The following is a 24,080-nucleotide window of genomic DNA, read 5'->3' on the forward strand; positions in this document are numbered from 1 at the left end:
GATCAGAAATCGACAGTCGCCGACAACCACAGACGGCGTCCATCCATGCTGTTGACATAGCGATTCGCGTAGGTCAATGCCGGGGCGCGGTACGGCTGATAGTCGATGAAGTCCTTGTTGAGCAGGTTGTACACGGCCGCGTTCAGGGTGACGCGCTGATTCAGCTGATAGCTGGTGCCCAGGTGCAGCATGGTATAGCCCTTGTAGTCGCCCAGCGCGGCCTTGGCGGCGCGCGTGGAAGCCGAGGTACCCGGATCGCGGAAGCGCTCGCTGCGGTACTCGGCGCGCAGCCAGCCGTTCCATGCGCGCGAGATATCCCACGAGAGGCGCGCGTTGGTGGCGTGCTTGGGCGTGTCGCTCAGCGGTTTGCCCGCGTTGCTGCCGCTCTTCTGTTCGCTTTCCGTGTAGGTGTAGTTGGCGCTGGCCGACAAGGTCTTGCCCAGCGGGAAACGGGTGTTCAGCTCGACGCCGCGCGTGACGGCTTCATCCACGTTGACCGACTGGCCAAACGCATCGACGTTGGGCCAGTTGCCGAAGCTGACGCAGCCGGGACGGTTCGGCGACGGGCGGTAGTCGCAGTTGACGAGGCCCGTGCCCGTGGTGATCTTGTCCTTGAATGCATTGTTGAACAGGGAGCCGCTGGCGGTCCAGCCGGCCAGGTTGTCGAAATACGCGCCGATTTCCGTTGTCGTGCTCGTTTCCGGCTTCAGGTCCGGGCTGCCGACGAGCGGTATCGTGCCCTGGCCGCCGAAACCGTTGATGCCCGGCGACAGTTGTTCCACGCGCGGCGTCTTGTAACCCTTGCTGACGCCGCCCTTGACGGTCCAGCTCGGTGTCGCGTTCCACACGGCATACGCGCGGGGGCTGGTCTGGCCGCCAAAGATGCTGTGATCGTCATAACGGGCGCCGAAGGTCAGCGCGAGATGCTCGAGCACCTGCCATTCGTCTTCCACGAACAGGGCTTTTTGCGTGAATTCGAATGTCTTTGGCGCCACGCCATCCGTCATTTCCGCTTTCCACCATTGCGCGCCGACGGTCGCCATGTGTTTGCCCAAAGGCATGACCAATTTGGTGTCGACCACCTGGCTTTCCACTTCCAGCGTGCGCGCGCTGCCTGCCACGGCGCCCGGCGTGCCCGGCGGAATCGTGCGGCCCAGGGTTTCCGTTTTGTTCACCATGTAGCTGCTGTCGAGCGTGCCGAAGCCGAAGCGGCCCGTGTGCGACAGGGTCCACTGGTCGCGCTTGTATTTCTGTTCCGGGCCGTAGCCGCCCTGCACCGATTGGGTGCCCAGCTGGCCGTTCGAATTGTCGTAGGTCTGGCGGCCCGCGTCGGCGTCGAGGATGACGGTGTGGTAGCGGTTCGGCGTGTAGGCCAGGCGCGCGCCAACGTTTTCAATGTCCGCACGCACGGGGTTGGCGCCCATGTTCGGCGCGGTTCCCGGACCGCCCGCGCCGTTGTAGCGGATGTCGGCCGCATCGCGGCGCTGCTTGCTGCCGCGCAGGGACAGGCCCAGCAGGTCGGTGGCGATGGGGCCGCTCAGGTAGAAGCGGCCGTTTTTCACGTCGCCAAAGTCCGATTCCTGCTGCAAGGTGTAGTCGGCCGAGACGGAGCCCATCCATTGCTTGCCCACCTTGCGCGTGATGATGTTGATCACGCCGCCCATGGCGTCCGAGCCGTACAGGGTCGACATGGGGCCGCGGATGATCTCGATGCGCTCGATGGCGGCCAGCGGCGGCATGAAGCTCGTCTGCGTGCCGCCGAAGCCGTTCGGCGTGACGTTGCCGGCCGCATTCTGGCGCCGTCCGTCGATCAGCACCAGCGTGTAGTCGCTGGGCATGCCGCGGATGCTGATGTTCATGCCGCCCGTCTTGTCGCCCGCCGCGCCCACGTCGATGCCTTCCACGCTTTCCAGCGCCTGCGTCAGGTTGCCGAAGCGCTCCTTCGACAGTTCTTCACGCGTCAGCACGGTAATAGAAGCCGGCGCCTGCTTGATATCCTGCTCGAAACCGGAGGCGGAGACCACCACCTCGGGCATGCTGGCAGGCGTGCCCGTCTGGGCGTAGGCCGGCAGGCAGGACAGGGCGGCCATGGCCAGGGCCAGGGTGGTGGGACGCGGCAGGTGCGCGCGGCGGGTGCGGTTGGACATGCAAACTCCTGGAGGATGGATTAATGATTGGTCTGGTTTGTTTGGGTAATGCGAATCATGAAAGTAATAAGAATCATTAACAATTACGGACGTGGCTTCCCAAAAAATATGTCGTTCCGGATCATGGGCAGAAGTTCTTAAGAGATTCTTAATAGCGATAAAACGTGCAAGTGGCACGCGGAATGCGGTATCTTTCAGCTATGCACAGCCCAGACAAACACCAAGCTCCCGACCTCCCTCCTTTATCGCTGGCTGCCGCGCGCGCCTTGCACCTGGCCGCGCAGGGTTTGCTGCAAGCACGCCGCAAGAAGGCCGTGAAGGCCGACGTGCTGGCCGCCGTGCGGCAGATGGGCGTGCTGCAGATCGACACCATCCACGTGGTGGCGCGCAGCCCGTATCTGGTGCTGTGGAGCCGGCTGGGCGACTATCCGCAACCGTGGCTGGAGCAATTGCTGGCCGAGGGCGCGCTGTTCGAATACTGGGCGCATGAAGCGTGCTTCGTGCCCATCGAAGACTATGGCTTGTACCGCCACCGCATGCTGGACCCGGCCGCCATGGGCTGGAAATATTCTGTTAAGTGGATGGCCGAGCAGGGCGACGCCGTGGCGTCGGTGCTCGAACATATCCGCGCCAACGGCGCCGCGCGCTCGGCGGACTTCGAACGCACGGACGGCAAGGCGGGCGGCTGGTGGAGCTGGAAGCCTGAAAAGCGCTCGCTGGAAGTACTGTTTACGTCGGGCGTGCTGATGATCGCCAAACGCCATCAGTTCCAGCGCTATTACGACCTCGCCGAGCGCGTGCTGCCCGGCTGGCACGATGGCTTGCTGCCGCCTGAAGAGCAGGTGCGCCGGCGCCTGCTGCTGGCCAGCGTGAAGGCGCTGGGCCTGGCGCGGGCCAGCTGGATCAGCGACTACTTCCGCACGAAGCAAGCGCGTGCCAGCCTGGCGCACGATCTGCAGGCGCTGGTGGACGAGGGCGCGCTGCTGCGCTGCGCGGTGGCCGGCTGGATGGACTCCGTCTACGTGCATGCGGATCACGCGGAACTGGCGCGCAATGCCGCCGCCGGCAAGCTGGCTCCCACCCTGACGACGATTTTATCGCCGTTCGATCCCGTCGTGTGGGACCGGCGCCGTGCGCTGGAACTGTTCGACTTCGACTACCGGCTCGAATGCTACACGCCGGCCGAGAAGCGCCGCTATGGCTATTTTACGTTACCGATTTTGCGGCGCGGCGCGCTGGTGGGGCGCCTGGACGCCAAGGCGCACCGCGCGCAGGGGCGCTTCGAGATCAAGTTGCTGGTGCTGGAAGACGGCGTGCGCCTCAGCGCCCGCCTGGTGCAGGACGTGGCCGGCGCCGTGCAGCGCCTGGCGCTCTGGCATGCCTGCCCGGATATCGATATCGTCCAGGCGCAGCCGGCAGCCTTCGGCGCGCTGCTGGCCGAGGCGCTGCACGACGGCGGCGCTGCCACAAGGCAGGCCGCATGATGCTGCCGCCGGCTCCTGCCCACCTGCTCGACGCTGACGGCGTGCCATGTTTTGGCCGCTACACGGGGCAATTGAATGCCTTCGACTGGGCCGCGCTGGCGCCGCCGTACGCGCGCGGCGCCCTCTGGCGCCTGTTTCACCACAAGCGCTGGCATTACGTGGCCCTGTCCACGCCCACCCTGTTCTGCGGCGTGGCCATCGTCGACCTGGGCTGGACCAGCACGGCTTTCGCGTATGCCTTCGACCGTCACAAGGGCAAGATCGTGGCCAGCTTTTCGCAGGATGGCATCCCCGGCCTGTGCGCATCGGTGGCGCCGCACGCGGGGGGCAGCAGCCGTTTCCGCTTCCTCTCGCACCTGATCTCCATCGAGGCGCAGCCGCAGCAGCGCTACCGTTTGCAGCTCGATTGCGGCCATTTCGGCATCGATGCGGAATTCGGCCCGCCCGTGGCGCCGACCCTGCTGGCGATCGGCCCGGTGGCCGAAGGCGGCAGCGTGCATGCGACGCAAAAGTCGGGCGGCCTGCCCTTGTGGGGCAGCGTGCGCTGCGGCGCCATGGGCTACAGCTTGGACGACGGCGTGGCCAGTTTCGACTATTCGAACGGCTTGCTGGCGCGCGAGACGGAATGGCGCTGGGCCTCGGCGCATAGCCTGGACCTGGGTTTCAATCTGCAGGCCGGTTATTTCGGTGCGCATGAAAACGCGCTGTGGCTCGATGGCCAGCTGTATGCGCTGGGCCGCGCGCATTTCGACTTCAATCCCGACAATCCGCTGGCGCCATGGCACGTGTGGACGGAGGACGATCTGCTGGACCTGCATTTCAAGCCGGAAGGGGCGCGGCGCGAAGACAAAAACCTGTGGCTCGCCGCCAGCCGCTACATCCAGCCCATCGGCACTTTCAGCGGCTGGGTACGCACCAGCGCGCAATCTCCCAAGCGCATCGTGGCGCAGCTGGCGGGCGTGACGGAAAGCCACCGCTCGCGCTGGTAGGCGCGCGCGGTTTTTTTGCGAAACGCGCCACAAGGTCAAGTTTTTTTGACAGCGCATCCTATACACTGGCGCAGCCACTCCGGCAATCCCGCTCCGGCAATCCATGAGGCCAGAACATGAGTATCCGTAATCTCGACAAGTTGTTCAAGCCGGCCTCGGTGGCCCTGATCGGCGCCACGGCGCGCGACCACAAGCTGGGCGCCATCGCCCTGGCCAACCTGCTGGGGGGCGGCTATCAAGGAGACATTTGGCCCGTCAATCCCAAGTACGACGAGCTGATGGGCCTGAAATGCTACCGCAAGCTGGCGCACTTGCCCAAGGCGCCGGACCTGGCCATCATCTGCACGCCGCCCGCCACCATCACGGCGCTGATCCGCGACCTGGGCGCGCTGGGCACGCGCGCCGCCATCGTCATGACGTCCGGCCTCGACCCCGTGCGCGAGCAGTCGCTGCGCCTGGCCATGCTGAAAGCGGCCAAGCCGCATCTGCTGCGCATCCTCGGCCCCAACAGCATGGGGCTGCTGGTGCCGAAACTGGGCTTGAACGCCAGCTTCGCCCATCTGGGCGCGACGAGCGGCAAGATCGCCTTCGTGTCGCAATCGGGCGCGCTGGTGTCGGGCGTGCTCGATTGGGCCAACGCGCACGGCGTGGGTTTTTCCAAGTTCATTTCGCTCGGTGGCAGCTATGACATCGATTTCGGCGACCTGCTCGATTACCTGGCCGGCGACATCGACACGGCCGCCATCCTGCTGTACATGGAAGACATCCAGGCGGCGCGCAAATTCATGTCGGCGGCGCGCGCCGCCGCGCGCAGCAAGCCCGTCATCGTCCTGAAGGCGGGACGCGAGGCCGAAGGCGCCGCCGTGGCGGCCTGGCACACGGGCGCGCTGGCAGGCTCCGACGCCGTGTATGACGCGGCCATCCGCCGCGCCGGCATGCTGCGCGTGTATTCGGCCGAGGAACTGTTCGACGCGGTGGAAACGCTCACGCATATCCGTTCGCAGCGCGGTGAGCGCCTGGCGATTTTGTGCAACGGCGGCGGCCTGGGCGTGATGGCTACCGATGCGCTGGTGGGCAGCGGCGGCAAGTTGGCCGAGCTGTCGCCCGATACCGTGATCGCGCTGGAAAAGGCGCTGCCACGCGGCTGGTCGCACGACAACCCCGTCGGCTTGCCCGGCGACGCGCCCGTGCAGCGCTATGTCGACGCCATCAAGCCGCTGCTCGACGAGCCGCAGGCGGACGCCTTGCTGCTGCTGCACGCGCCCACGGCCATGGTCTCGTCGATCGACATCGCCGAAGCCGTCACGCCGCTGATCAAGGCCACCTCGCGCACAGTGCTGTCGTGCCTGCTTGGCGGCACCACCGTGGCGCCCGCGCGCCAGGTCTTCAACCGCGCCGGCATTCCCACCTACGATACGCCGGAAAAGGCCGTGCATGGCTTCATGCAGATCGTGCAGTACCGGCGCAACCAGGAAACCCTGATGCAGGTGCCGGCGCAGCTGCCCATGTCGGCCACGCCGCGCCGCGCGCGCGTGCGCGAAATCGTCGCCGCCGCGCTGGCGGCCGGCCAGACGGTGTTGGGCGAGTGCCGCTCGAAGGAAATCCTGGCCGCCTACGGCATTCCCGTGGCGATTACGCGCATGGCGGCCGACGTGGAAGAGGCGCTGGCCGTGGCGGTGGACATCGGCTACCCGGTGGCGCTGAAAATCCATTCGCCCGACATCGCTCACAAATCCGACGTGGGCGGCGTGGCGCTCGACCTCGACACGCCCGACATCCTGCGCGCGGCCGCTGCCGCCATGCTCAAGCGCGTGCGCCGCATGCGCCCCGACGCGCTGATCGACGGCTTTACGGTGCAGCAGATGGCGCGCCGGCCGCAATCGCATGAACTGATCGTCGGTGTCACCACGGACGCCGCCTTCGGCCCCGTCATCCTGGTGGGGCAGGGCGGCATCGCCGTGGAAGTGACGGCCGACCATTCCATCGGCTTGCCGCCGCTGAACATGGTGCTGGCGCGCGACATGCTGGCGCGCACGCGCGTGTCGAAACTGCTGGCGGGCTACCGCAACCAGCCGCCGGCCGACATCGACGCCATCTGCTACACCCTGATCCAGGTGGCCGAGCTGGTGGCCGATATCGGCGAGCTGGCCGAACTCGACATCAACCCGCTGGTGGCCGACGCGGACGGCGTGATCGCCCTCGACGCGCGCATCCGTTTGCAACCGGGCCAGAAGAGCGACCGTCTCGCCATCCGCCCGTACCCGCAGGAGCTGGAGGAGCAGGTGACGTGGATGGGGCAATCCATTTTGCTGCGCCCCATCCGCCCCGAGGACGCGCCGCAGCACATGGACCTGTTCAATGCACTGGACCCGGACGACGTGCGCCTGCGCTTCTTTACTTCCATGCGCGAGCTGCCCGTGTCGCAACTGGCGCGCCTGACGCAGATCGATTATGACCGCGCCATGGCCTTCATCGCCACGCACACGGGCCCGGACGGCAAGCCGGAAACCCTGGGCGTGGTGCGCGCCGTGGCCGACCCGGACAATATCCACGCCGATTTCGCCATCGCCGTGCGCTCGGCCCTGAAAGCCAAGGGCCTGGGCCATATCCTGTTTGAAAAGCTGGTCGACTACTTCCGCAGCCGTGGCACGGAAGCGCTGGTGGGCGAGGCGATGGCACGCAACAAGGGCATGCAGCGGCTGGTGAAAAGTTTTGGCGGCGAAGTCACGCCATCGGAAGAGCCGGGCGTGGTCAACCTGCATATCGGCTTGCGCGCGCCGTAAAAGAAAGCGCGGCTGGCCCGCCGCGGGTTTGTGCAGGATCAAATCCACCGCTGTCGGTAGTCTTTACACTTTCACTTCCAGGATCAGACATCCAGCGCATTTTCGGGAGTGAGTGCATGCTTACTGCAACATATATATTGGTTTCCCTGTCGGTGGAACAGGCAAGTATCCGCATGAGTTTGTTGGCATTTCAAAAATACATGCAGGTGCAGTTGCGCCAGCAGAGCTGGCTGAGCCTGGCGCAACTGCAGTACACGGGCGACTGGCTGAACCGGCTCTACCAGGGAGGCTACTGGCGCAAGGTGGAGATGTATCTGATCCCCGCCATCCGCCAGGCCACGCCGCAGGCGGATGGCTTGCTTGACGGTTTGCTCAATGAGCTCAATGGCTTGAACCATGCGGCGCTGGAAAGCATCAATGTGGTGCAGCAGCGCGCGGGCGCCGCCATCGACCATTCCGCATTGCAGGCCGAGCAGCTGCGCGCGGCCATCGACACCTTTTGCGCGGCCTTGCTGCAGCGCCTGGAAAAAGAAGAGCGCGAACTGTTCGCGCTGGCGCGCAAGGTCATCGTGGGCGAAGCGTGGTTTGCCATCGCCTATCAGTTCCTCGCCCACGATGCGCGCGCGCAGGAAGCGCGCCGTGGCAAGGCGCAAGTGCTGCCCTTTGTGTTGCCCGTGCCTTTGTCAGCGCCGGGCACGCCTGCTGGCGCCGCTGAAACCGCGGGAAGCGACGGCACCTCGGCGGACGATGCCTTGCCTGCCATCCCGCAGCCCCTGCGCGCGCAGGCTTGAGCGGGTAGCGAGCGCCCACCCCGTCCGCCCGTTTGCACCGGCTGCGCGTCCCTGATTTTGCGCTGGCGCCAGCCAGGAAGAAATCATGTGTTAGTCATTTGGTAACTTGTACAGACCTGTCCGATGCAATACCCCGGGCTTTGTTATGATGGTGGTTTTGATCCACGCGAAACCCGTCATGTTCGAATTTCTTTTCAAGCGTTCTGCCAGCAAGCCTTCCGCACCAGACCCTGTCGTGGCAGAACAGGCCGCCGCCTCGGCGCAGAGCGCATCGCGCCGCGCCGAACAGGTTGCGCGTGCCCACGCCGTGGCGGGCGACGAAGCCGCCGCCTTTGAATTCATTGTGTCCAGCGAATTTGCCGATGCCCGTCTGATCGCGGCCGAACACGTCCATGCCTTGCCGCTGTTGGAAAAAGTTCATCTGGCCATGCGCAACACGGACCGCCGCGTCGCCAAGCTGATGCAGGGCCGCATCGACCTGATCCGCCACCAGGCGGCGGAAACCCAGCGCGCCCAGGCCAGCATCGATACGGCCCAGCGCCTGCTGAACGATGACAAGCTCAGTCCCAACCAGGTCGCCGAGCTGGACCGCCAATGGCAAGTCATCAAGGCCACGCCCGAACTGGCGAGCGCCTTTAGCGCTGCGCGTGCCGCGCTGGCCGCCCGCCTGGAAGCGCAAGTGGTGTTGCAGCGCGCCGTGATCGACGCCGTCGCCGCCGCGCGCGCGCTGGCCAGCAGTGGCCAGTGCGCCGGGGAACTGGCGCAGGCGCTGGCCCGCCTGGATGCGGAACATGCGCAGCATGCACAATCGCCCGAGCGCGCCTCCTTGCCGAAACACCTGGAAAGCGATTTCGTCCAGGCGCGCGAGCAGGCGCAGTCCGCCTTGCAAGCGCTGCAGCAGCACCAGGCCGTGTTCGACGCGCGCCAGGCCGCGCTGACCGAATGGCAGGCGCAGGACGCCGCCAGCCTCGACGTGGATACCCTGAAACGCGCGTGGCAAGCCTTGCCGCGCCTGCCTGAATCCAGTTTGTCCGACAGCCTGCAGCAGCAATTTGCGGCCCTGCTGGCCAGCGCGCCGGCACCTGTGCAGACGGCGGAAACAGAGGCCGCACCGGCCCATACTGCACCTGCACCTGTACCTGCGCCGCGCAAGCCGCGCCAGGAGCTCGCGCCCGTCTCGAAAGAAGCGACGGAGCAGTTTTTCAAGGTGCTCGACGCCATGGAAGCGGCCTTGCAGGACGGGCTGTTGCATGTGGCTTCCGAGCATGACAAGACTTTGCGCGATAGCAAGCATGGCCGTTTGACGCCGGCGCAAGCGGACCGCCTGGCCCACGTGCGTGGGGAATTCAAACGCCTGGCCGACTGGGCGCGCTGGGGCGGCAACGTGTCGCGCGAGGAGCTGGTCAAGGCGGGCGAGGAATTGCCGGCACAGGAACTGCCGATGGCCGAGCTGGCCAAGAAAGTGGGCAGCCTGCGCGAGCGCTGGAAGTCGCTTGATACCTTGTCCGGCCCGGCACCGAAATCCCTGTGGGAACGTTTCGACGCCGCCTGCAGCCTGGCGTACGCGCCGGCGGCCCAGCATTTCAAGCAACTGGCCGAAGAGCGCCACGGCAATGCGGCCAAGGCCCAGGAACTGATCGCGGAAACGGCGGCCCTGGCGGCCGAAGAAAGTACCGACTGGAAACACGTCGCCTCCGCCTCGCAGCGTTTGCGCCAGGCGTGGACGCGCCTGGGCACCATCGACCGCAAGGAAAAGAAACGCCTGGATACGGAGTTCGGCGCCGCGCTGGACGCCCTGTCGAAGCCGCTGGACACGCAGCGCCAGATCGAGACGGCGCGGCGCGAACAATTGATCGTCGAAGTGGGCTTGCTCAAACCATCCGAGCGCAACACGGTCGACATGCTGAAAGCCTTGCAGGACAAATGGCAGGAACTGGCGAAAGCCCTGCCGCTGGAGCGCCGCGCGGAACAGGCGCTGTGGCAGCGCTTCCGCGCCGCCTGCGATGATATCTTCTCCAGGCGCAAGGAAACGGCCCACGCGGCCGACCACGAGCGCCGCGAACACCTGCATGCGCGCGAAGCGCTGTGCGCCAGCCTGGAAACGGCCGTCGTGCCCGAGGGCGACGACAAGGCCCGCAGCGCCTTCATCCAGCACTTGCTGCGCGATACGCGTGCCGGCTGGAACGCCACCGGTCCCGTGCCGCGCGCCAGCGAAGCGAAGATCGAGCAGCGCTACCAGGCCGCTGTGGCTGGCGTGCAAGCGCAAGCGGATGCCATCGCCGAGCGCGCCGGTGCGGCCCAGGCCAACGCCCTGCGCGACAAGCTGCGCCTGGTGCAATCGCTGGAAACCGCACTGGCTGATGGCGACGCCGGCGCCGACGCGCAAGCGTGGAGCGAGCGCTGGAGCGCCTTGCCAGCGCTGGACACGCAATATGAACGCAGCCTGCAGCAGCGCTTTGCCGCCGCCCAGGCGGCACTGGGCGAGGGCAACGCCGCCTACGTGCAGCAATTGCAGGCCAACCAGGAGCGCTTGCGCGATGAAGTATTGCGCCTGGAAATCGTCGCCGGCGTCGACAGCGGTGCCGAATTTGCCCGCGACCGCCTGAAAATGCAGGTGGAGGTGTTGCAATCGTCGCTCAAATCGGGCCAGAAGCCGCTCACGCAAGCGTTGCAGCTGATGCAACTGTGCGCGATTGCCGCCGCCACCGATGCGCGTACGGCCAGCCGTATCGAAACCCTGCTGCGCCGTATCGGAGGCCATGCCAAATGAGTACTTCCGTCCGTGTCCAGCAAGCCGATTTTGACCTCAGTCAAGAAATCGCACAATTGCGTGCAGGCAACCCCAAGGTGGGCGCCGTCGTCGGCTTTGTCGGCACGGTGCGCGACATGAACGAAGGGCTGGACGTGGCCGCGATGGAACTCGAGCACTATCCGGGCATGACGGAAAAGTCCATCGAAGCGATCGTCGAGCAGGCGCGGGGCCGCTGGCCCCTGTCCGGCGCACTGGTGATCCACCGCGTAGGACCCCTGCTGCCGCAGGAGCAGATCGTGCTGGTGGCCGTCTCGTCCGCCCACCGTGGCGAGGCTTTCGCCGCCTGCGAATTCATCATCGATTACCTGAAGACGCAAGCGCCGTTCTGGAAGAAGGAAGACACGCCGGAAGGCGCGCGCTGGGTCGATGCGCGCGACAGCGACGAGACGGCGCTGGACAAATGGACGGCCAAAGCCAGCGCTATGTGAGGCGTTTCTGCCGCGCACACCAGCATTTGCAAGAATGCATCAGTTTTCTGTTTTGTGTATGCTTGAAAAGTACTGCCTCACCCCAATTTGGTTAACAACTAATTAACCGGGAGCGCTTTTCATGCGACAAGACAAACTCACTACCAAATTACAGGAAGCCCTGGCCGATGCGCAAAGCTTGGCCGTGGGTAACGATAACCCCTATATCGAACCAGTCCACCTGCTGACGGCCCTGTTGAACCAGGACGACGGCGGCGCCCGTTCGCTGTTGCAGCGGGCCGGCGTCAACGTGGGCGGCCTGTCCAAGGCCCTGGGCGCCTCGATCGAACGCTTGCCGAAGGTGTCGGGCACGGGTGGCGACGTGCAGGTCAGCCGTGAATTCGTGGCCTTGCTGAACCTGGCCGACAAGGAATCGCAAAAGGCGGGCGACCAGTTCGTGTCCAGCGAAATGGTCTTGCTGGCCATGACGGAGGACAAGTCCGACTGCGGCAAGCTGGCGCGCGAAAACGGCCTGACCCGCAAGGCCCTGGAAGCGGCCATCGACGCCGTGCGCGGCGGTAACAAGGTCGACTCGCAAGAGGCCGAAGGCCAGCGCGAAGCCTTGAAAAAATACACCTTGGACCTGACGGAGCGGGCACGCAAGGGCAAGCTCGACCCTGTCATCGGCCGCGACGACGAAATCCGCCGCACCATCCAGATCCTGCAGCGCCGCAGCAAGAACAATCCCGTGCTGATCGGCGAGCCGGGCGTGGGCAAGACGGCCATCGTCGAAGGCCTGGCGCAGCGCATCGTCAACGGCGAAGTGCCCGAGTCCCTGAAAGGCAAGCGCGTGCTGGCGCTGGACATGGCCGCCCTGGTTGCCGGTGCCAAGTTCCGCGGCGAATTCGAAGAGCGCCTGAAGTCCGTGCTGAAGGAACTGGCCATGGACGAGGGGCAAACCATCGTCTTCATCGACGAGATGCACACCATGGTGGGCGCGGGCAAGGCCGACGGCGCGATGGACGCCGGCAATATGCTGAAACCGGCGCTGGCGCGCGGCGAACTCCATTGCGTGGGCGCCACCACGCTCGACGAGTACCGCAAGTACATCGAGAAGGATGCCGCGCTGGAACGCCGCTTCCAGAAAGTGCTGGTCGACGAGCCGACCGTGGAGGCGACGATCGCCATCCTGCGCGGCTTGCAGGATAAATACGCGCTGCACCACAAGGTGGAAATCACGGACGCGGCCATCATCGCTGCCGCCGAGCTGTCGCACCGCTACATCACTGACCGTTTCCTGCCCGACAAGGCGATCGACCTGATCGATGAAGCGGCGGCGAAGATCAAGATCGAGATCGATTCCAAGCCGGAAGTGATGGACAAGCTGGAACGCCGCTTGATCCAGCTGAAGATCGAGCGCGAAGCCGTCAAGAAGGAAAAAGACGAGGCGTCGTTGCGCCGCCTGGCCCTGATCGACGAGGAAATCGTCAAGCTGCAGCGCGAGTACAACGACTTCGAGGAAATCCTGAAGGCGGAAAAAGCCGTGGTGCAAGGCAGCACGCACATCAAGGAAGAGATCGAGCAAGTCAAGCTGCAGATGGAGCAGGCCACGCGCGAAAGCAACTGGCAGAAAGTGTCGGAGCTGCAGTATGGCAAGCTGCCGCAGCTGGAAGCCCAGCTCAAGCAGGCTGACAGCGGCATCCCGAAACGCGATCCCGACCAGCCGAAATTGCTGCGCACGGAAGTGGGCGCCGAGGAAATCGCCGAAGTGGTGTCGCGCGCGACGGGCATCCCCGTGTCGCGCATGATGCAGGGCGAGCGCGACAAGCTGCTGCATATCGAAGAAAAGCTGCATGAGCGCGTCGTGGGCCAGGATGAAGCGATCACGGCCGTGGCTGACGCCATCCGCCGCTCGCGCGCCGGCCTCTCCGACCCGAACCGTCCATATGGTTCCTTCATGTTCCTGGGACCGACGGGCGTGGGTAAAACCGAGCTGAGCAAGGCGCTGGCGACCTTCCTGTTCGATACGGAAGAATCGATGATCCGCATCGACATGAGCGAGTTCATGGAGAAGCATTCCGTGGCCCGTCTGATCGGCGCGCCACCCGGCTATGTCGGTTACGACGAGGGCGGTTACCTGACGGAAGCCGTGCGCCGCAAGCCGTACAGCGTGATTTTGCTCGACGAAGTGGAAAAGGCGCATGCCGACGTCTTCAACGTGCTGCTGCAAGTGCTCGACGACGGACGCATGACGGATGGCCAGGGCCGCACGGTGGACTTCAAGAATACCGTCATCATCATGACCTCGAACCTGGGTTCGCATAAAATCCAGGCCATGGAAAGCGATGATCCCGGTGTCGTGAAGCTGGCCGTGATGGCCGAGGTGCGCTCGCACTTCCGTCCCGAATTCGTCAACCGCATCGACGAAATCGTCGTGTTCCACGGCCTCGACGAGAAAAACATCGGCGCGATCGCGAAGATCCAGCTGAAGATTCTCGAAGAACGCCTGGCGCGCATGGACATGCAGCTGAGCTTGACGGACGCGGCACTGCAGCAAATCGCCGAAGCGGGCTACGACCCGGTGTATGGCGCCCGTCCGCTGAAGCGGGCGATCCAGCAGCAGATCGAAAATCCGCTGTCGAAGCTGATCCTCGAAGGCCGCTTTGGCCCGAAAGACGAGATCCGCATCGACGCCCAGAACGGCAACCTGGTGTTTTCGGGTGCGCAAGTGGGGCTGGACAAGGTGTAATTTTTACCCCAACGGCGAAAGGCTGGGGTCGGACCCTGAGGGTCCGACCCCGGTGTTTGCGGTGGGGGTTGATTTGGCAGTAATAAGCAAGGGCGCGATCGGGCTAGACCTGATCGCGCCCTTCTTGCTATCATCGTCACTATTTTCTGATTCTTCTGGAGGCGGTACGATGGCACACACATGGCAAGCAGGGCGGCGCATTGGAGTGGGACTGACCTTGGCGGCGGCCGTGCTGGCATTGCCTGCCCACGCTCAGGAAGAGAAGGTCCTGAACATCTATAACTGGTCGGACTATATCGGTGACGATACGATCAAGAATTTTGAAAAGGAAACGGGCATCAAGGTACGCTACGACGTTTTCGACAATAACGAAATCCTCAATGCGAAACTGGTGGCGGGCAAGTCTGGCTACGATATCGTCGTGCCGACGGCCCAGTGGGCGCGCCTGCAGATCGATGCGGGCCTGCTGCGCAAGCTCGACAAGAGCAAGCTGACTAACCTGGGCAACCTGGACCAGAACTTGCAGGCCAAGCTGTCGAAGATCGACCCGAACAACGATTACCTGGTCGACTGGCTGTGGGGTTACACGACGGTGGGCATCAACGTCAACAAGGTCAAGGCCGCGCTGGGCGGCATGCCCATGCCCGACAACGCCTGGGACCTGATCTTTGACCCGAAATACGCGGCCAAGCTGAAATCGTGCGGCGTCTCCTTCCTTGACTCGCCGTCCGAAGTGCTGCCGGCTGCCCTGCAATACCTGGGCAAGCCTGCGTACTCGAAAACGGCTGGCGACTATCAGGAAGCGGGCAAGGTGCTGCAAGCGATCCGCCCCTACGTAACCCTGTTCAGTTCGTCAGGCTACATCAACGACATGGCCAACGGTTCCGTCTGCGTCGCGCTGGGCTGGTCGGGCGACATCAATATCGCGCGCCAGCGCGCCATCGATGCGAAAAACGGCAATGTGATCCAAGTGCTGGTGCCGAAGACGGCCGCCCTGATGTTCGATACCATGGCCATCCCCGCCGACGCGCCGCATCCGAACAATGCGCACCTGTTCATCAACTACATTTTGCGTCCGCAAGTGCATGCCAGCCTGAGCAACAAGGTGTTTTACGCGAATCCGAATCCGGCCAGCATCAAATATGTACGCAAGGATATCGGTGAGAACAAGGCCATCTTCCTGTCGGATGCCGACAAGCAGCGCATGGCGGCGCCAGAAGCGACCACGGCCGATATTCGCCGCTTGATGACGCGCATCTATACGAAGTTCAAGACGGGAGTGTAAAAACAAGGATGGCGCGAGGGACGGGCCGGTAGGCCGTCACTGGCGCCATGCGATAGTGCCGAGGTGAGCACTACTCGTGGTAGCGGTCCATCAGCTTGTGGTGACTGCCGCGCATTTCTTCGATCAGTTCAAAGGCGACGAAGCCGATGATGGCGGCGAAGATGGCGATGAAGAGAAAAACGAGGAAGGTGATTAACATGGTCTTTCAGCCGCCGTTGGACGGCCGTCCGCTGGGTTGCTCAAGGTGCCGGAGCAGGGCTCTTGCACGTAGTTGATGCAATTAAACTCTAGCAGATCGGCAGCGCTTTACAAGGCTGCCGAGTTGCAATTCCTGCCAGTATTTGTCCCACCGCACTTTTTGTGCATTTACCTTATTTCACCACCAGATCATGCGCCATCACGGCCTTCAAATAGGCGCTGATGGGGTCGCCCGGCTCGCGCTGCGAAAACCACCACGCGCTGGCTTTGCGCATCTCCCATTCCTGCTCCTCGCCCGTCAGCAGCAGGGCGGCCGCCTGGCCCAGGGTGGGCTGGTGGCCGACGATGAGCACGCTTTCCTTGCCGGCTGGCCAGTTGGCCGCCTTGAGGATGTCTTCCGCCTCGGCGCCCGGTGCCAGTTCCGGCATCAGCTTGAACTTGCGTCCCAGCGCTTCCGCCGTTTGCAAGGTGCGCAAGGCGGGGCTGACGAGGATGCGGCAATTTTCCGGTAGTTGCGAGGCCAGCCATTCGCCCATGCGGCGCGCCTGTTTCTGACCTTTGATGGTCAGGGCGCGTTCGAGGTCGGGCAGGCCCGGCTCGGCTTCTGCGTGTCGCCACAAGATGAGATCCATGCTGTGCTCCTGTGTGTAGAGTTGCCTATTCGCCGACCTCCGCGCCCGGCGTACCCAGTGTGTGCATCAAATACTGCTGGGCGCTGAATGGCGTTTGCTTGCCGCGCGGCTTGCGGCGCGCGTAGTGGCCCGTCGGCTCCAGTTCCCATGCATTCGTATTATCCTTCAAATACGGATTGAGGCCCTCGGCGATCACGCGCCGCTTCAGCGCACGGTCCAGCACGGGGAAGGCTACTTCCACGCGGCGGAACAGGTTGCGGCTCATCCAGTCGGCACTGGCCAGGTAAACATCGTGCGCCAGGTCGTTGCGGAAGTAGTAAATGCGGCTGTGTTCAAGGAACCGGCCGATCACGGAGCGCACCTTGATGTTTTCCGACAGGCCAGGCACGCCCGGCTTCAGGGTGCAGGCGCCGCGCACGATCAGGTCGATCTTCACGCCATCGGTCGAGGCCGCATACAGGGCGCGGATCACGGATTCATCGACCAGCGCATTGACTTTGACGATGATGCGCCCGCGCCGGCCGGAGCGGGCGATCTTCGCCTCGTTGCGGATGGCCTTGATGATCTCGCTTTGCAAGCCGAACGGCGCCAGCCACAAATGGTTCAGGTTGTGCGGCTTGGTCAGGCTGGTCAGGTGGATGAACACTTCGTTCACTTCCACGGCCAGGTCCTGGTTGGCCGTCAGTAAACCAAAATCCGTGTACAGCTTGGTGGTGGTAGGGTGGTAATTGCCGGTGCCCAAGTGGGCGTAGAAGCGCAGCGCGCCGTCCTCGCGGCGGATGACGAGCGCCACCTTGGCGTGGGTTTTCAGGCCCACCACGCCGTACACGACTTGCGCGCCCGCCTGTTCCAGCTTGTCGGCCCAGTTGATATTGGCTTCTTCGTCGAAACGCGCCATCAATTCCACGATGACGGTCACTTCCTTGCCCATCTTCGCTGCCGTGATCAACGATTCCATCAGGTCCGAATTCATGCCCGTGCGGTAGATCGTCTGCTTGATGGCGACGACGGACGGATCGTAGGCGGCGCTGCGGATGAAGTCGATTACCGTCTGGAACGACTGATAGGGATGGTGCAGCAGGATGTCATGCTTGTTCAGCGCGGCGAAGATGTCGTTGCCGATGGCTTTATGCGCGAGGCCGGGGAAGAAGGGCGGAAAGCGCAACTCGGGCTGCTTGACGTGGTCGATCATTTCCGACAGGCGCACCAGATTGACGGGGCCGTTGACCCGGTACAAACGGCTTTGGTCCAGACTGAACTGGTCGAGCAGGAATTGCGACAATTCTGGCGGACAATTGCGTGCCACTTCCAGGCGCACGGAGGTGCCGAACTGGCGCCCGACCAGTTCGCCCTTCAGGGCCTGGCGCAGGTTCTTGACTTCGTCTTCATCGACCCACAGGTCGCTGTCGCGCGTGACGCGAAATTGTGAATAGGCAATCACCTCGCGCCCGGCGAACAGGTCCGAAATGTGCGCATGGATGACGGAGGACAATAAACAGAAGGACACGCCGTCGCCAGAAATGTCGTCCGGCAGCTTGATGACACGTGGCAAGACGCGGGGTGCCTTGACGATGGCGATCGCCGTGCCGCGTCCGAACGCATCCTTGCCGCTCAGCGAAACGATGAAATTGAGACTTTTATTCACCACTTGCGGGAACGGGTGGGCCGGGTCCAGGCCGATCGGTGTCAGCAGGGGGCGCACTTCGCGGTCGAAATATTGCTTCACCCACGCGCGCTGCGCCTCGTTGCGGTCGCTGTCGCGCAGCAAATGCACGCCCGCTTCGCGCAGGGCCGGCAAGACGTCGTTATTTAATATCTCGTACTGGCGTTCCACCAGCGCATGGCATTCCTTGCCGATGCGCTCCAGATTGGCCGCCAGGGCAGGGTGGCCCGCCAGCGTACCACCGATGCTGCCGGCCGCCAGCAGGCTGGCCACGCGCACTTCGAAGAACTCATCCATGTTGCTGCTGACGATGCACAGGTAGCGCAGGCGCTCGAGCAGCGGAATGTTCGGGTCTTCCGCCTGGGCCATCACGCGCCGGTTGAAAGTCAGTTGCGACAGTTCGCGGTCAAGCAGGATGCCCGATTTGGTCACTTCCATGTGCAGTTCAGGTTTCATATTCTTTTGTCTTTGCAGATAGTTAATTCTAGCCGTATTTCATCCGTATTTCATCACGCATGACGCGTTGTGAGTGTAATCATGAAATATGACACAAGCGTGACATACACTGTCATAAAGCGCCGCCCGTCCTGTCATTTTTCATGACGAAAAGGGCACTCCTCGGGGCGTAGCCAATTATTTCAGGATTTTTTACCCATGTCATAAAGCTGTCATATTCGCTTGCTAGACTGCGCAGCATTCAACCGGGACTTTGAGCCCTAACAACCCTGAGGACTTGATATGCAAATGAAGCAAATGTTCAAATTTATCGTCGTGGGTGCTTCGGCAGCGATGGCATTTTCTTCCGCTTCCGTCATGGCGGCAGATATGACAGGTGCTGGTGCAACCTTCCCGTACCCGATCTACGCCAAATGGGCTGAAACCTACAAAGCCAACACCGGCAACGGCCTGAACTACCAGTCCGTCGGTTCCGGCGCTGGCATCAAGCAAATCAAGGCCAAGACTGTTGAATTCGGCGCCTCGGACATGCCTTTGAAGGCAGAAGAGCTGGAAGAAGCTGGCCTGATGCAGTTCCCAGCCATCATGGGCGGCGTGGTCACCATCGTCAACCTGGACGGCGTAACCCCAGGCCAGTTGAAAATGACGGGTAAAGTCGTTGGCGACATCTACCTGGGCAAGATCACCAAGTGGAGCGCGCCTGAAATCGCCGCGCTGAACAGTGGCGTCAAGCTGCCGGATACGGAAATCACCGTGGTGCACCGCGCCGACGGTTCGGGTACGTCCTTCCTGTTCACCGACTTCCTGTCGAAAACCAACCCGGAATTCAAATCGAAAATCGGCGCCGGCTCGGCTGTGAAATGGGCCGTGGGCGTGGGTGGCAAGGGTAACGAAGGCGTCGCCGCCAACGTGCAGCGTATCAAGGGTTCGATCGGCTACGTCGAATGGGCTTACGCCAAGAAAAACAAGATGTCGCACACCCAGTTGCAAAACAAGGACGGCAACTTCCTGCAGCCTGACGACGAAAACTTCAAGGCAGCAGCCGCTTCGGCACCTTGGACGCAAACCCCAGGCTTCGGCGTGGTCCTGACCGACCAGGCTGGCAAGAACAGCTGGCCTATCACGGGCGTGTCGTTCATCCTGATGCACAAAGTCCAGGCTGACGCAGCCAAGGCTAAAGAAGTCCTGAAATTCTTCGACTGGGCCTACAAGAACGGCGGCGCCGCTGCCGTTGAACTGGATTACGTGCCGATGCCAGCATCGGTCGTGAAACTGGTGCAGGAATCGTGGAAAGCCAATTTGAAAGATGCATCGGGCAAAGCGATCTATTAATTCGATAGCTTGACCAGATAAGTACCCATCCTTGTCCCCGCCAGCAGCACGGCGGGGCAGGGAGTTAGCCAGGACCGCCCGCAAGCCCTTGCAGGCGGTCCTGGCTAAAAGAGCACGATAAAAATAGCAGTACCTGCAGTACCACCCACATGGCACATTATGAGCGCACAATCTACCTCTTCCACGATCCCCATGCCAGGCGGCACCATGACCGATTCCATCAGTCACGCGCAAATGCTTTCCACCATGCGCAAGCAGCGCTTCCAGGATTTCATGTTCCACAAGGTGACGATGCTGTTCGCCCTGTCGGTGCTGATCGTCCTGGTCGGCATTATCATCTCGCTGATCATGGAATCGATACCGGCCTTCAAGACCTTCGGCCTGCATTTCATCGTGTCGGCAGAATGGGACCCCGTCAATGACCAGTACGGCGCCCTGATCCCCATCATCGGCACCCTGGTAACCTCGGTGATTGCCCTGCTGATCGCCTTTCCCGTCAGCTTCGGCATCGCCCTGTTCCTCACGGAAATCTGCCCGGCCTGGCTGCGCCGCCCGCTGGGCACGGCTGTCGAGCTGCTGGCCGGCGTGCCATCGATCATCTACGGCATCTGGGGCCTGTTCGTGTTTGCGCCCCTGTTTGCCGACCACGTCCAGCCCATCCTGAAAGCCACGCTGGGCAACGTGCCCGTCATCGGCCAGCTGTTCAGCGGACCCATGATGGGTATCGGCTTGCTGACGGCCGGCCTGGTGCTGGCCATCATGATCATCCCTTTCATCGCTTCCGTGATGCGCGACGTGTTTGAAATCGTGCCTGCCGTGCTGAAAGAATCCGCATACGGCCTGGGCTGCACGCGCTGGGAAGTGGTGCGCAAGATCGTCTTGCCTTACACCAAGACCGGCGTCGTCGGTGGCGTCATGCTGGGCCTGGGCCGCGCGCTGGGCGAAACCATGGCCGTCACCTTCGTCATCGGCAATGCGAACAAGCTGTCCTGGTCGCTGTTTGCTGCCGGTAACAGCATCACCTCGCTGCTGGCGAATGAATTCGGCGAAGCGCAGTCCGAGCTGCACGTCGCTTCGCTGTTCTCGCTGGCGCTGATCCTGTTTGTCATCACCTTTATCGTCTTATCCGCCGCCAAGCTGATGCTGGCAGGCATGTCCCGCAAGGAAGGCACGAAATGAGCCAGCTCAGCCAAGTTAGCACCCACGACGTTCCGGCCAAGCCGGCCATGAACCCTGTCTACCGCAAGCGTTTGCTGATGCACCGCATCGGCATCGCCCTGTCGGTGGCGGCCATGGCCCTGGGCCTGGCCGTGCTGGTGTGGATTTTGTTCACGCTGGTGATCAAGGGTTTCGGCGCGCTGTCCATCGACATGTTCACGCAAACCACGCCGGCCCCCGGCAGCGAAGGCGGCGGCTTGATCAATGCCATCGTCGGCAGTGCCCTGATGGTGGGCCTGGCGACTGTCGTCAGCACCCCGATCGGTATCCTGGCCGGCATCTACCTGGCCGAATACGGCGAAGAAAACAAGTTTGCGCAAGTGACGCGCTTTGTGACGGACATCATGCTGTCGGCCCCATCGATCGTCATCGGCCTGTTCGTGTATGCGCTGTACGTGGCGCACGTGAAACACTTCTCCGGTTACGCGGGCGCCATCGCGCTGTCGCTGATCGCCGTGCCGGTGGTGGTGCGCACGACGGACAATATGCTGCGTTTGGTGCCGAACAGCCTGCTGGAAGCCGCGTTTGCCCTCGGCGCGCCGCGCTGGAAAGTCGCCACCCTGGTGCGCTTGCGCGCCGTCAAGGCCGGTGTCATCACCGGTGTGCTGCTGGCCCTGGCCCGCATCGCCGGCGAAACGGCACCGCTGCTGTTCACGGCCCTGAATAACCAGTTCCAAAGCTTCAACATGAATGCGCCGATGGCCAACTTGCCGTCCGTCATCGCCTCGTTCGCGATGAGCCCGTACGACAATTGGCGCTCGCTGGCCTGGGGCGGCGCACTGCTGATCACCTTCAGCGTGCTGGCCTTGAATATCCTGTCGCGCACCGTGTTCAGCCAAAAAGTCCCTAATTAAACAGATACCGAGCGAAGCGAACCCATATGAATACGCAAATGAATCCAGCACAAGACCTGGCACCAAAGAAAAAAACCATCGAGATTTCGGGCCTGAACTTTTTTTACGGCAAAACGCAAAGCTTGCATAACGTCAACCTGGACATCCACGAAAAGAAAGTCACGGCTTTCATCGGCCCGTCCGGTTGCGGCAAGTCGACCCTGCTGCGCACCCTGAACCGCATGTACGACCTGTATCCGGGCCAGCGCGCGGAAGGTTCCATCCTGTACCGCGGCCGCAACGTGCTCGACGCCGACCAGGACGTCAACATGCTGCGTGCCAAGGTCGGCATGGTGTTCCAGAAGCCGACACCGTTCCCCATGTCCGTGTACGACAACATCGCCTTCGGCGTGCGCCTGTATGAAGACCTGTCGAAGGGCGAGATGGATGAGCGCGTCGAGTGGGCCCTGAAAAAGGCCGCGCTGTGGGGCGAAGTCAAGGATAAGCTGAACAAGAGCGGCCTGTCGCTGTCGGGCGGCCAGCAGCAGCGTTTGTGCATCGCGCGCGGCGTGGCCGTGAAGCCGGACGTCTTGCTGCTCGATGAGCCGACCTCGGCGCTGGACCCGATCTCGACGTCGAAGGTGGAAGAGCTGATCAGCGAACTGAAACAGGATTACACGATCGCCATCGTGACGCACAATATGCAGCAGGCGGCGCGCTGCTCCGACTACACTGCCTATATGTACCTGGGCGAGCTGGTGGAATTCGGCGAAACGGACCAGATTTTCATGAATCCGGCCCGCAAGGAAACGCAGGATTACATCACGGGCCGCTTCGGCTGATCCACCCAGAATAACGACATACAAGACAACTGAATACGGAGAGACAGCATGTTAGGCGAACATTCATCCAAGCAATACGACAACGAACTCGAAGCGATCCGCTCGAAAGTGCTCCTGATGGGCGGCATCGTTGAAACCCAGTTCCTCGACGCGATGACGTGCTTTCGCATCGGCAACCCGGAACGCGCCGACCGCGTGATGCGCGAAGACGACGTCGTCAACCAGCTGGAAGTGTCGCTGGACGACGCGTGCAGCCATTTGATCGTGCGCCGCCAGCCGGCCGCCAACGATTTGCGCACCATCATGGCCACCATCAAGGTGATTACCGACCTCGAACGCGTAGGCGACGAGGCGACCAAAATCGCCCGCGTGGCGAAGAATCTGCACAAGCGGGGCAACGGCGTCGTCAACCACTACGAGATGGTGCGCGGCATTGCCAACACGGCCACCGACATGCTGCACGATGCGCTGGACGCGTTTGCCCGCAACGATGGCAAGCAGGCCTTACAATTAATTGCACAAGATGCCATCATCGACCATGAGTTTCGGTCTATCATGCGCAACTTGATCACCTTTATGATGGAAGACCCGCGCACGATTTCGGCGGCGCTCGATACCCTGTGGGTGGCCAAGGCCATCGAACGGATCGGCGACCATGCGAAAAACATCGCCGAATACGTGATTTACGTGGTTGAAGGCAAGGACATCCGCCACACCAAGGTGGCTGCTCCCGCCATTTCCGAGGAGCTCCCTGAGTAAGCTTTATGGCATCTGATAAAACCACGGTATTGATTGTTGAAGATGAGCCGGCCATCGTTGAACTGGTGACCTATTCGCTGCGCGAATCCGGCTGGAATTGCTGTTCTGTACAAAACGTTGCCGATGCCTGGGAATTCATCCAGCACCGCACGCCGCACCTGATCCTGCTGGACTGGATGCTGCCGGACCAGACGGGCTTGCGCCTGCTGTCGCGCATCCGCGCCGACCGCAATTTCGCCGCCATCCCCGTCATCATGCTCACCGCCAAGAGCATGGAAGAAGACAAGCTGGCCGGCCTGAACAGCGGGGCCGACGATTACGTCACCAAGCCGTTCTCGCCGCGCGAGCTGCTGGCGCGCGCCAAAGCGCTGTTGCGACGCAAGAGTCCGGAACACGCGCAGGCGCCCATGCGCGCCGGCAACGTGGCGCTGGACCCCGTCAGCTGCACCGTGATGATGGATGAACAGAAGATCGATATCGGCCATGCCGAATACAAGCTGCTGAAATTCCTGCTGGCCCATCCGGAGCGCGTGTTTTCGCGCAGCCAGCTGCTCGACAAGGTGTGGGGCGATCATGTGGTGATCGAGGAACGCACGGTCGATGTCCACGTATTGCGCTTGCGCAAAGCCTTGAAAGAGGCGGAAAGCCTGATCAAGACGGTGCGCAGCGTCGGCTACATGTTGTCTGAAAAGTAAAGCTG

18 protein-coding genes are annotated in these 24,080 nt (G+C 62.6%); 14 read left to right on the plus strand and 4 right to left on the minus strand.

All coding sequences use genetic code 11. The features are described 5' to 3' along the window. Positions 1-2: 2 nt before the first annotated feature. Positions 3-2,147: a TonB-dependent receptor domain-containing protein gene (locus CNX70_RS11300; RefSeq protein WP_096234756.1), complete on the minus strand. Its 2,145-nt coding sequence runs from the start codon at positions 2,145-2,147 to the stop codon at positions 3-5. Between the two features lie 200 nt (positions 2,148-2,347). On the opposite strand from CNX70_RS11300, the gene CNX70_RS11305 reads away from it, so the two are divergent. The 8 genes from CNX70_RS11305 (at position 2,348) to CNX70_RS11340 (ending at position 15,447) form a co-directional block, all read left to right on the plus strand. After that, positions 2,348-3,631 carry a winged helix-turn-helix domain-containing protein gene (locus CNX70_RS11305; RefSeq protein WP_096234757.1) on the plus strand — a complete coding sequence of 428 codons (1,284 nt, stop codon included), beginning with the start codon at positions 2,348-2,350 and terminating at the stop codon, positions 3,629-3,631. Next, on the plus strand, positions 3,628-4,620 hold the full coding sequence (locus tag CNX70_RS11310; protein ID WP_096234758.1) for a DUF2804 domain-containing protein: 993 nt from the start codon (positions 3,628-3,630) through the stop codon (positions 4,618-4,620). The genes CNX70_RS11305 and CNX70_RS11310 overlap by 4 nt, the downstream gene beginning before the upstream one ends. 116 nt (positions 4,621-4,736) lie before the next feature. Beyond that, positions 4,737-7,403, plus strand: coding sequence for a bifunctional acetate--CoA ligase family protein/GNAT family N-acetyltransferase (locus CNX70_RS11315; RefSeq protein WP_167389644.1), 2,667 nt, complete (start codon positions 4,737-4,739; stop codon positions 7,401-7,403). A 116-nt stretch (positions 7,404-7,519) separates the two neighbouring features. Beyond that, positions 7,520-8,194, plus strand: coding sequence for a hemerythrin domain-containing protein (locus tag CNX70_RS11320; protein ID WP_157750986.1), 675 nt, complete (start codon positions 7,520-7,522; stop codon positions 8,192-8,194). Between the two features lie 178 nt (positions 8,195-8,372). After that, positions 8,373-10,964 carry a DUF349 domain-containing protein gene (locus CNX70_RS11325; RefSeq protein ID WP_096238399.1) on the plus strand — a complete coding sequence of 864 codons (2,592 nt, stop codon included), beginning with the start codon at positions 8,373-8,375 and terminating at the stop codon, positions 10,962-10,964. Beyond that, complete coding sequence (gene moaE / locus CNX70_RS11330) at positions 10,961-11,434, plus strand: molybdopterin synthase catalytic subunit MoaE (protein ID WP_096234760.1); 474 nt, start codon at positions 10,961-10,963, stop codon at positions 11,432-11,434. The genes CNX70_RS11325 and moaE overlap by 4 nt, the downstream gene beginning before the upstream one ends. Before the next feature lie 121 nt (positions 11,435-11,555). Beyond that, positions 11,556-14,162, plus strand: coding sequence for an ATP-dependent chaperone ClpB (gene clpB, locus CNX70_RS11335; protein WP_096234761.1), 2,607 nt, complete (start codon positions 11,556-11,558; stop codon positions 14,160-14,162). Positions 14,163-14,331: 169 nt separating this feature from the next. Then, on the plus strand, positions 14,332-15,447 hold the full coding sequence (locus CNX70_RS11340) for a polyamine ABC transporter substrate-binding protein (RefSeq protein ID WP_096234762.1): 1,116 nt from the start codon (positions 14,332-14,334) through the stop codon (positions 15,445-15,447). Between the two features lie 70 nt (positions 15,448-15,517). Here the strand turns inward: CNX70_RS11340 and CNX70_RS29115 are convergent, their stop codons facing one another. The 3 genes from CNX70_RS29115 to ppk1 all read right to left on the minus strand — a co-directional run bounded on the left by CNX70_RS29115 (position 15,518) and on the right by ppk1 (position 18,396). Beyond that, the gene (locus CNX70_RS29115) at positions 15,518-15,646 is read right to left on the minus strand and encodes a hypothetical protein (RefSeq protein WP_257224845.1); all 129 of its coding nucleotides are present in this window, start codon (positions 15,644-15,646) and stop codon (positions 15,518-15,520) included. A 172-nt stretch (positions 15,647-15,818) separates the two neighbouring features. Further along, complete coding sequence (gene sixA / locus CNX70_RS11345; RefSeq protein ID WP_096234763.1) at positions 15,819-16,277, minus strand: phosphohistidine phosphatase SixA; 459 nt, start codon at positions 16,275-16,277, stop codon at positions 15,819-15,821. A gap of 25 nt (positions 16,278-16,302) precedes the next feature. Beyond that, positions 16,303-18,396, minus strand: a complete 2,094-nt coding sequence (gene ppk1 / locus CNX70_RS11350) for a polyphosphate kinase 1 (RefSeq protein ID WP_096234764.1) — start codon at positions 18,394-18,396, stop codon at positions 16,303-16,305. Between the two features lie 297 nt (positions 18,397-18,693). On the opposite strand from ppk1, the gene pstS reads away from it, so the two are divergent. The 6 genes from pstS (at position 18,694) to CNX70_RS11380 (ending at position 24,075) form a co-directional block, all read left to right on the plus strand. Continuing rightward, entirely contained in the window at positions 18,694-19,728 is a 1,035-nt protein-coding gene (gene pstS, locus CNX70_RS11355) for a phosphate ABC transporter substrate-binding protein PstS (RefSeq protein WP_425269235.1), read from the plus strand. A gap of 207 nt (positions 19,729-19,935) precedes the next feature. After that, on the plus strand, positions 19,936-20,907 hold the full coding sequence (gene pstC, locus CNX70_RS11360; protein WP_225240714.1) for a phosphate ABC transporter permease subunit PstC: 972 nt from the start codon (positions 19,936-19,938) through the stop codon (positions 20,905-20,907). Beyond that, positions 20,904-21,800, plus strand: coding sequence for a phosphate ABC transporter permease PstA (gene pstA, locus CNX70_RS11365; protein WP_096234765.1), 897 nt, complete (start codon positions 20,904-20,906; stop codon positions 21,798-21,800). Before pstC ends, pstA begins: the two co-directional genes overlap by 4 nt. A gap of 38 nt (positions 21,801-21,838) precedes the next feature. After that, entirely contained in the window at positions 21,839-22,621 is a 783-nt protein-coding gene (gene pstB / locus CNX70_RS11370) for a phosphate ABC transporter ATP-binding protein PstB (protein ID WP_373629715.1), read from the plus strand. Between the two features lie 48 nt (positions 22,622-22,669). Further along, complete coding sequence (phoU, locus tag CNX70_RS11375; protein ID WP_071078202.1) at positions 22,670-23,380, plus strand: phosphate signaling complex protein PhoU; 711 nt, start codon at positions 22,670-22,672, stop codon at positions 23,378-23,380. Between the two features lie 5 nt (positions 23,381-23,385). Continuing rightward, positions 23,386-24,075 (plus strand): response regulator, encoded by a 690-nt coding sequence (locus tag CNX70_RS11380; protein ID WP_034755074.1) that lies wholly within the window; start codon positions 23,386-23,388, stop codon positions 24,073-24,075. Positions 24,076-24,080: the final 5 nt, after the last annotated feature.

Origin of the sequence: Janthinobacterium svalbardense (genome assembly GCF_002327145.1) — a bacterium.
Lineage (GTDB): Bacteria > Pseudomonadota > Gammaproteobacteria > Burkholderiales > Burkholderiaceae_D > Janthinobacterium > Janthinobacterium tructae.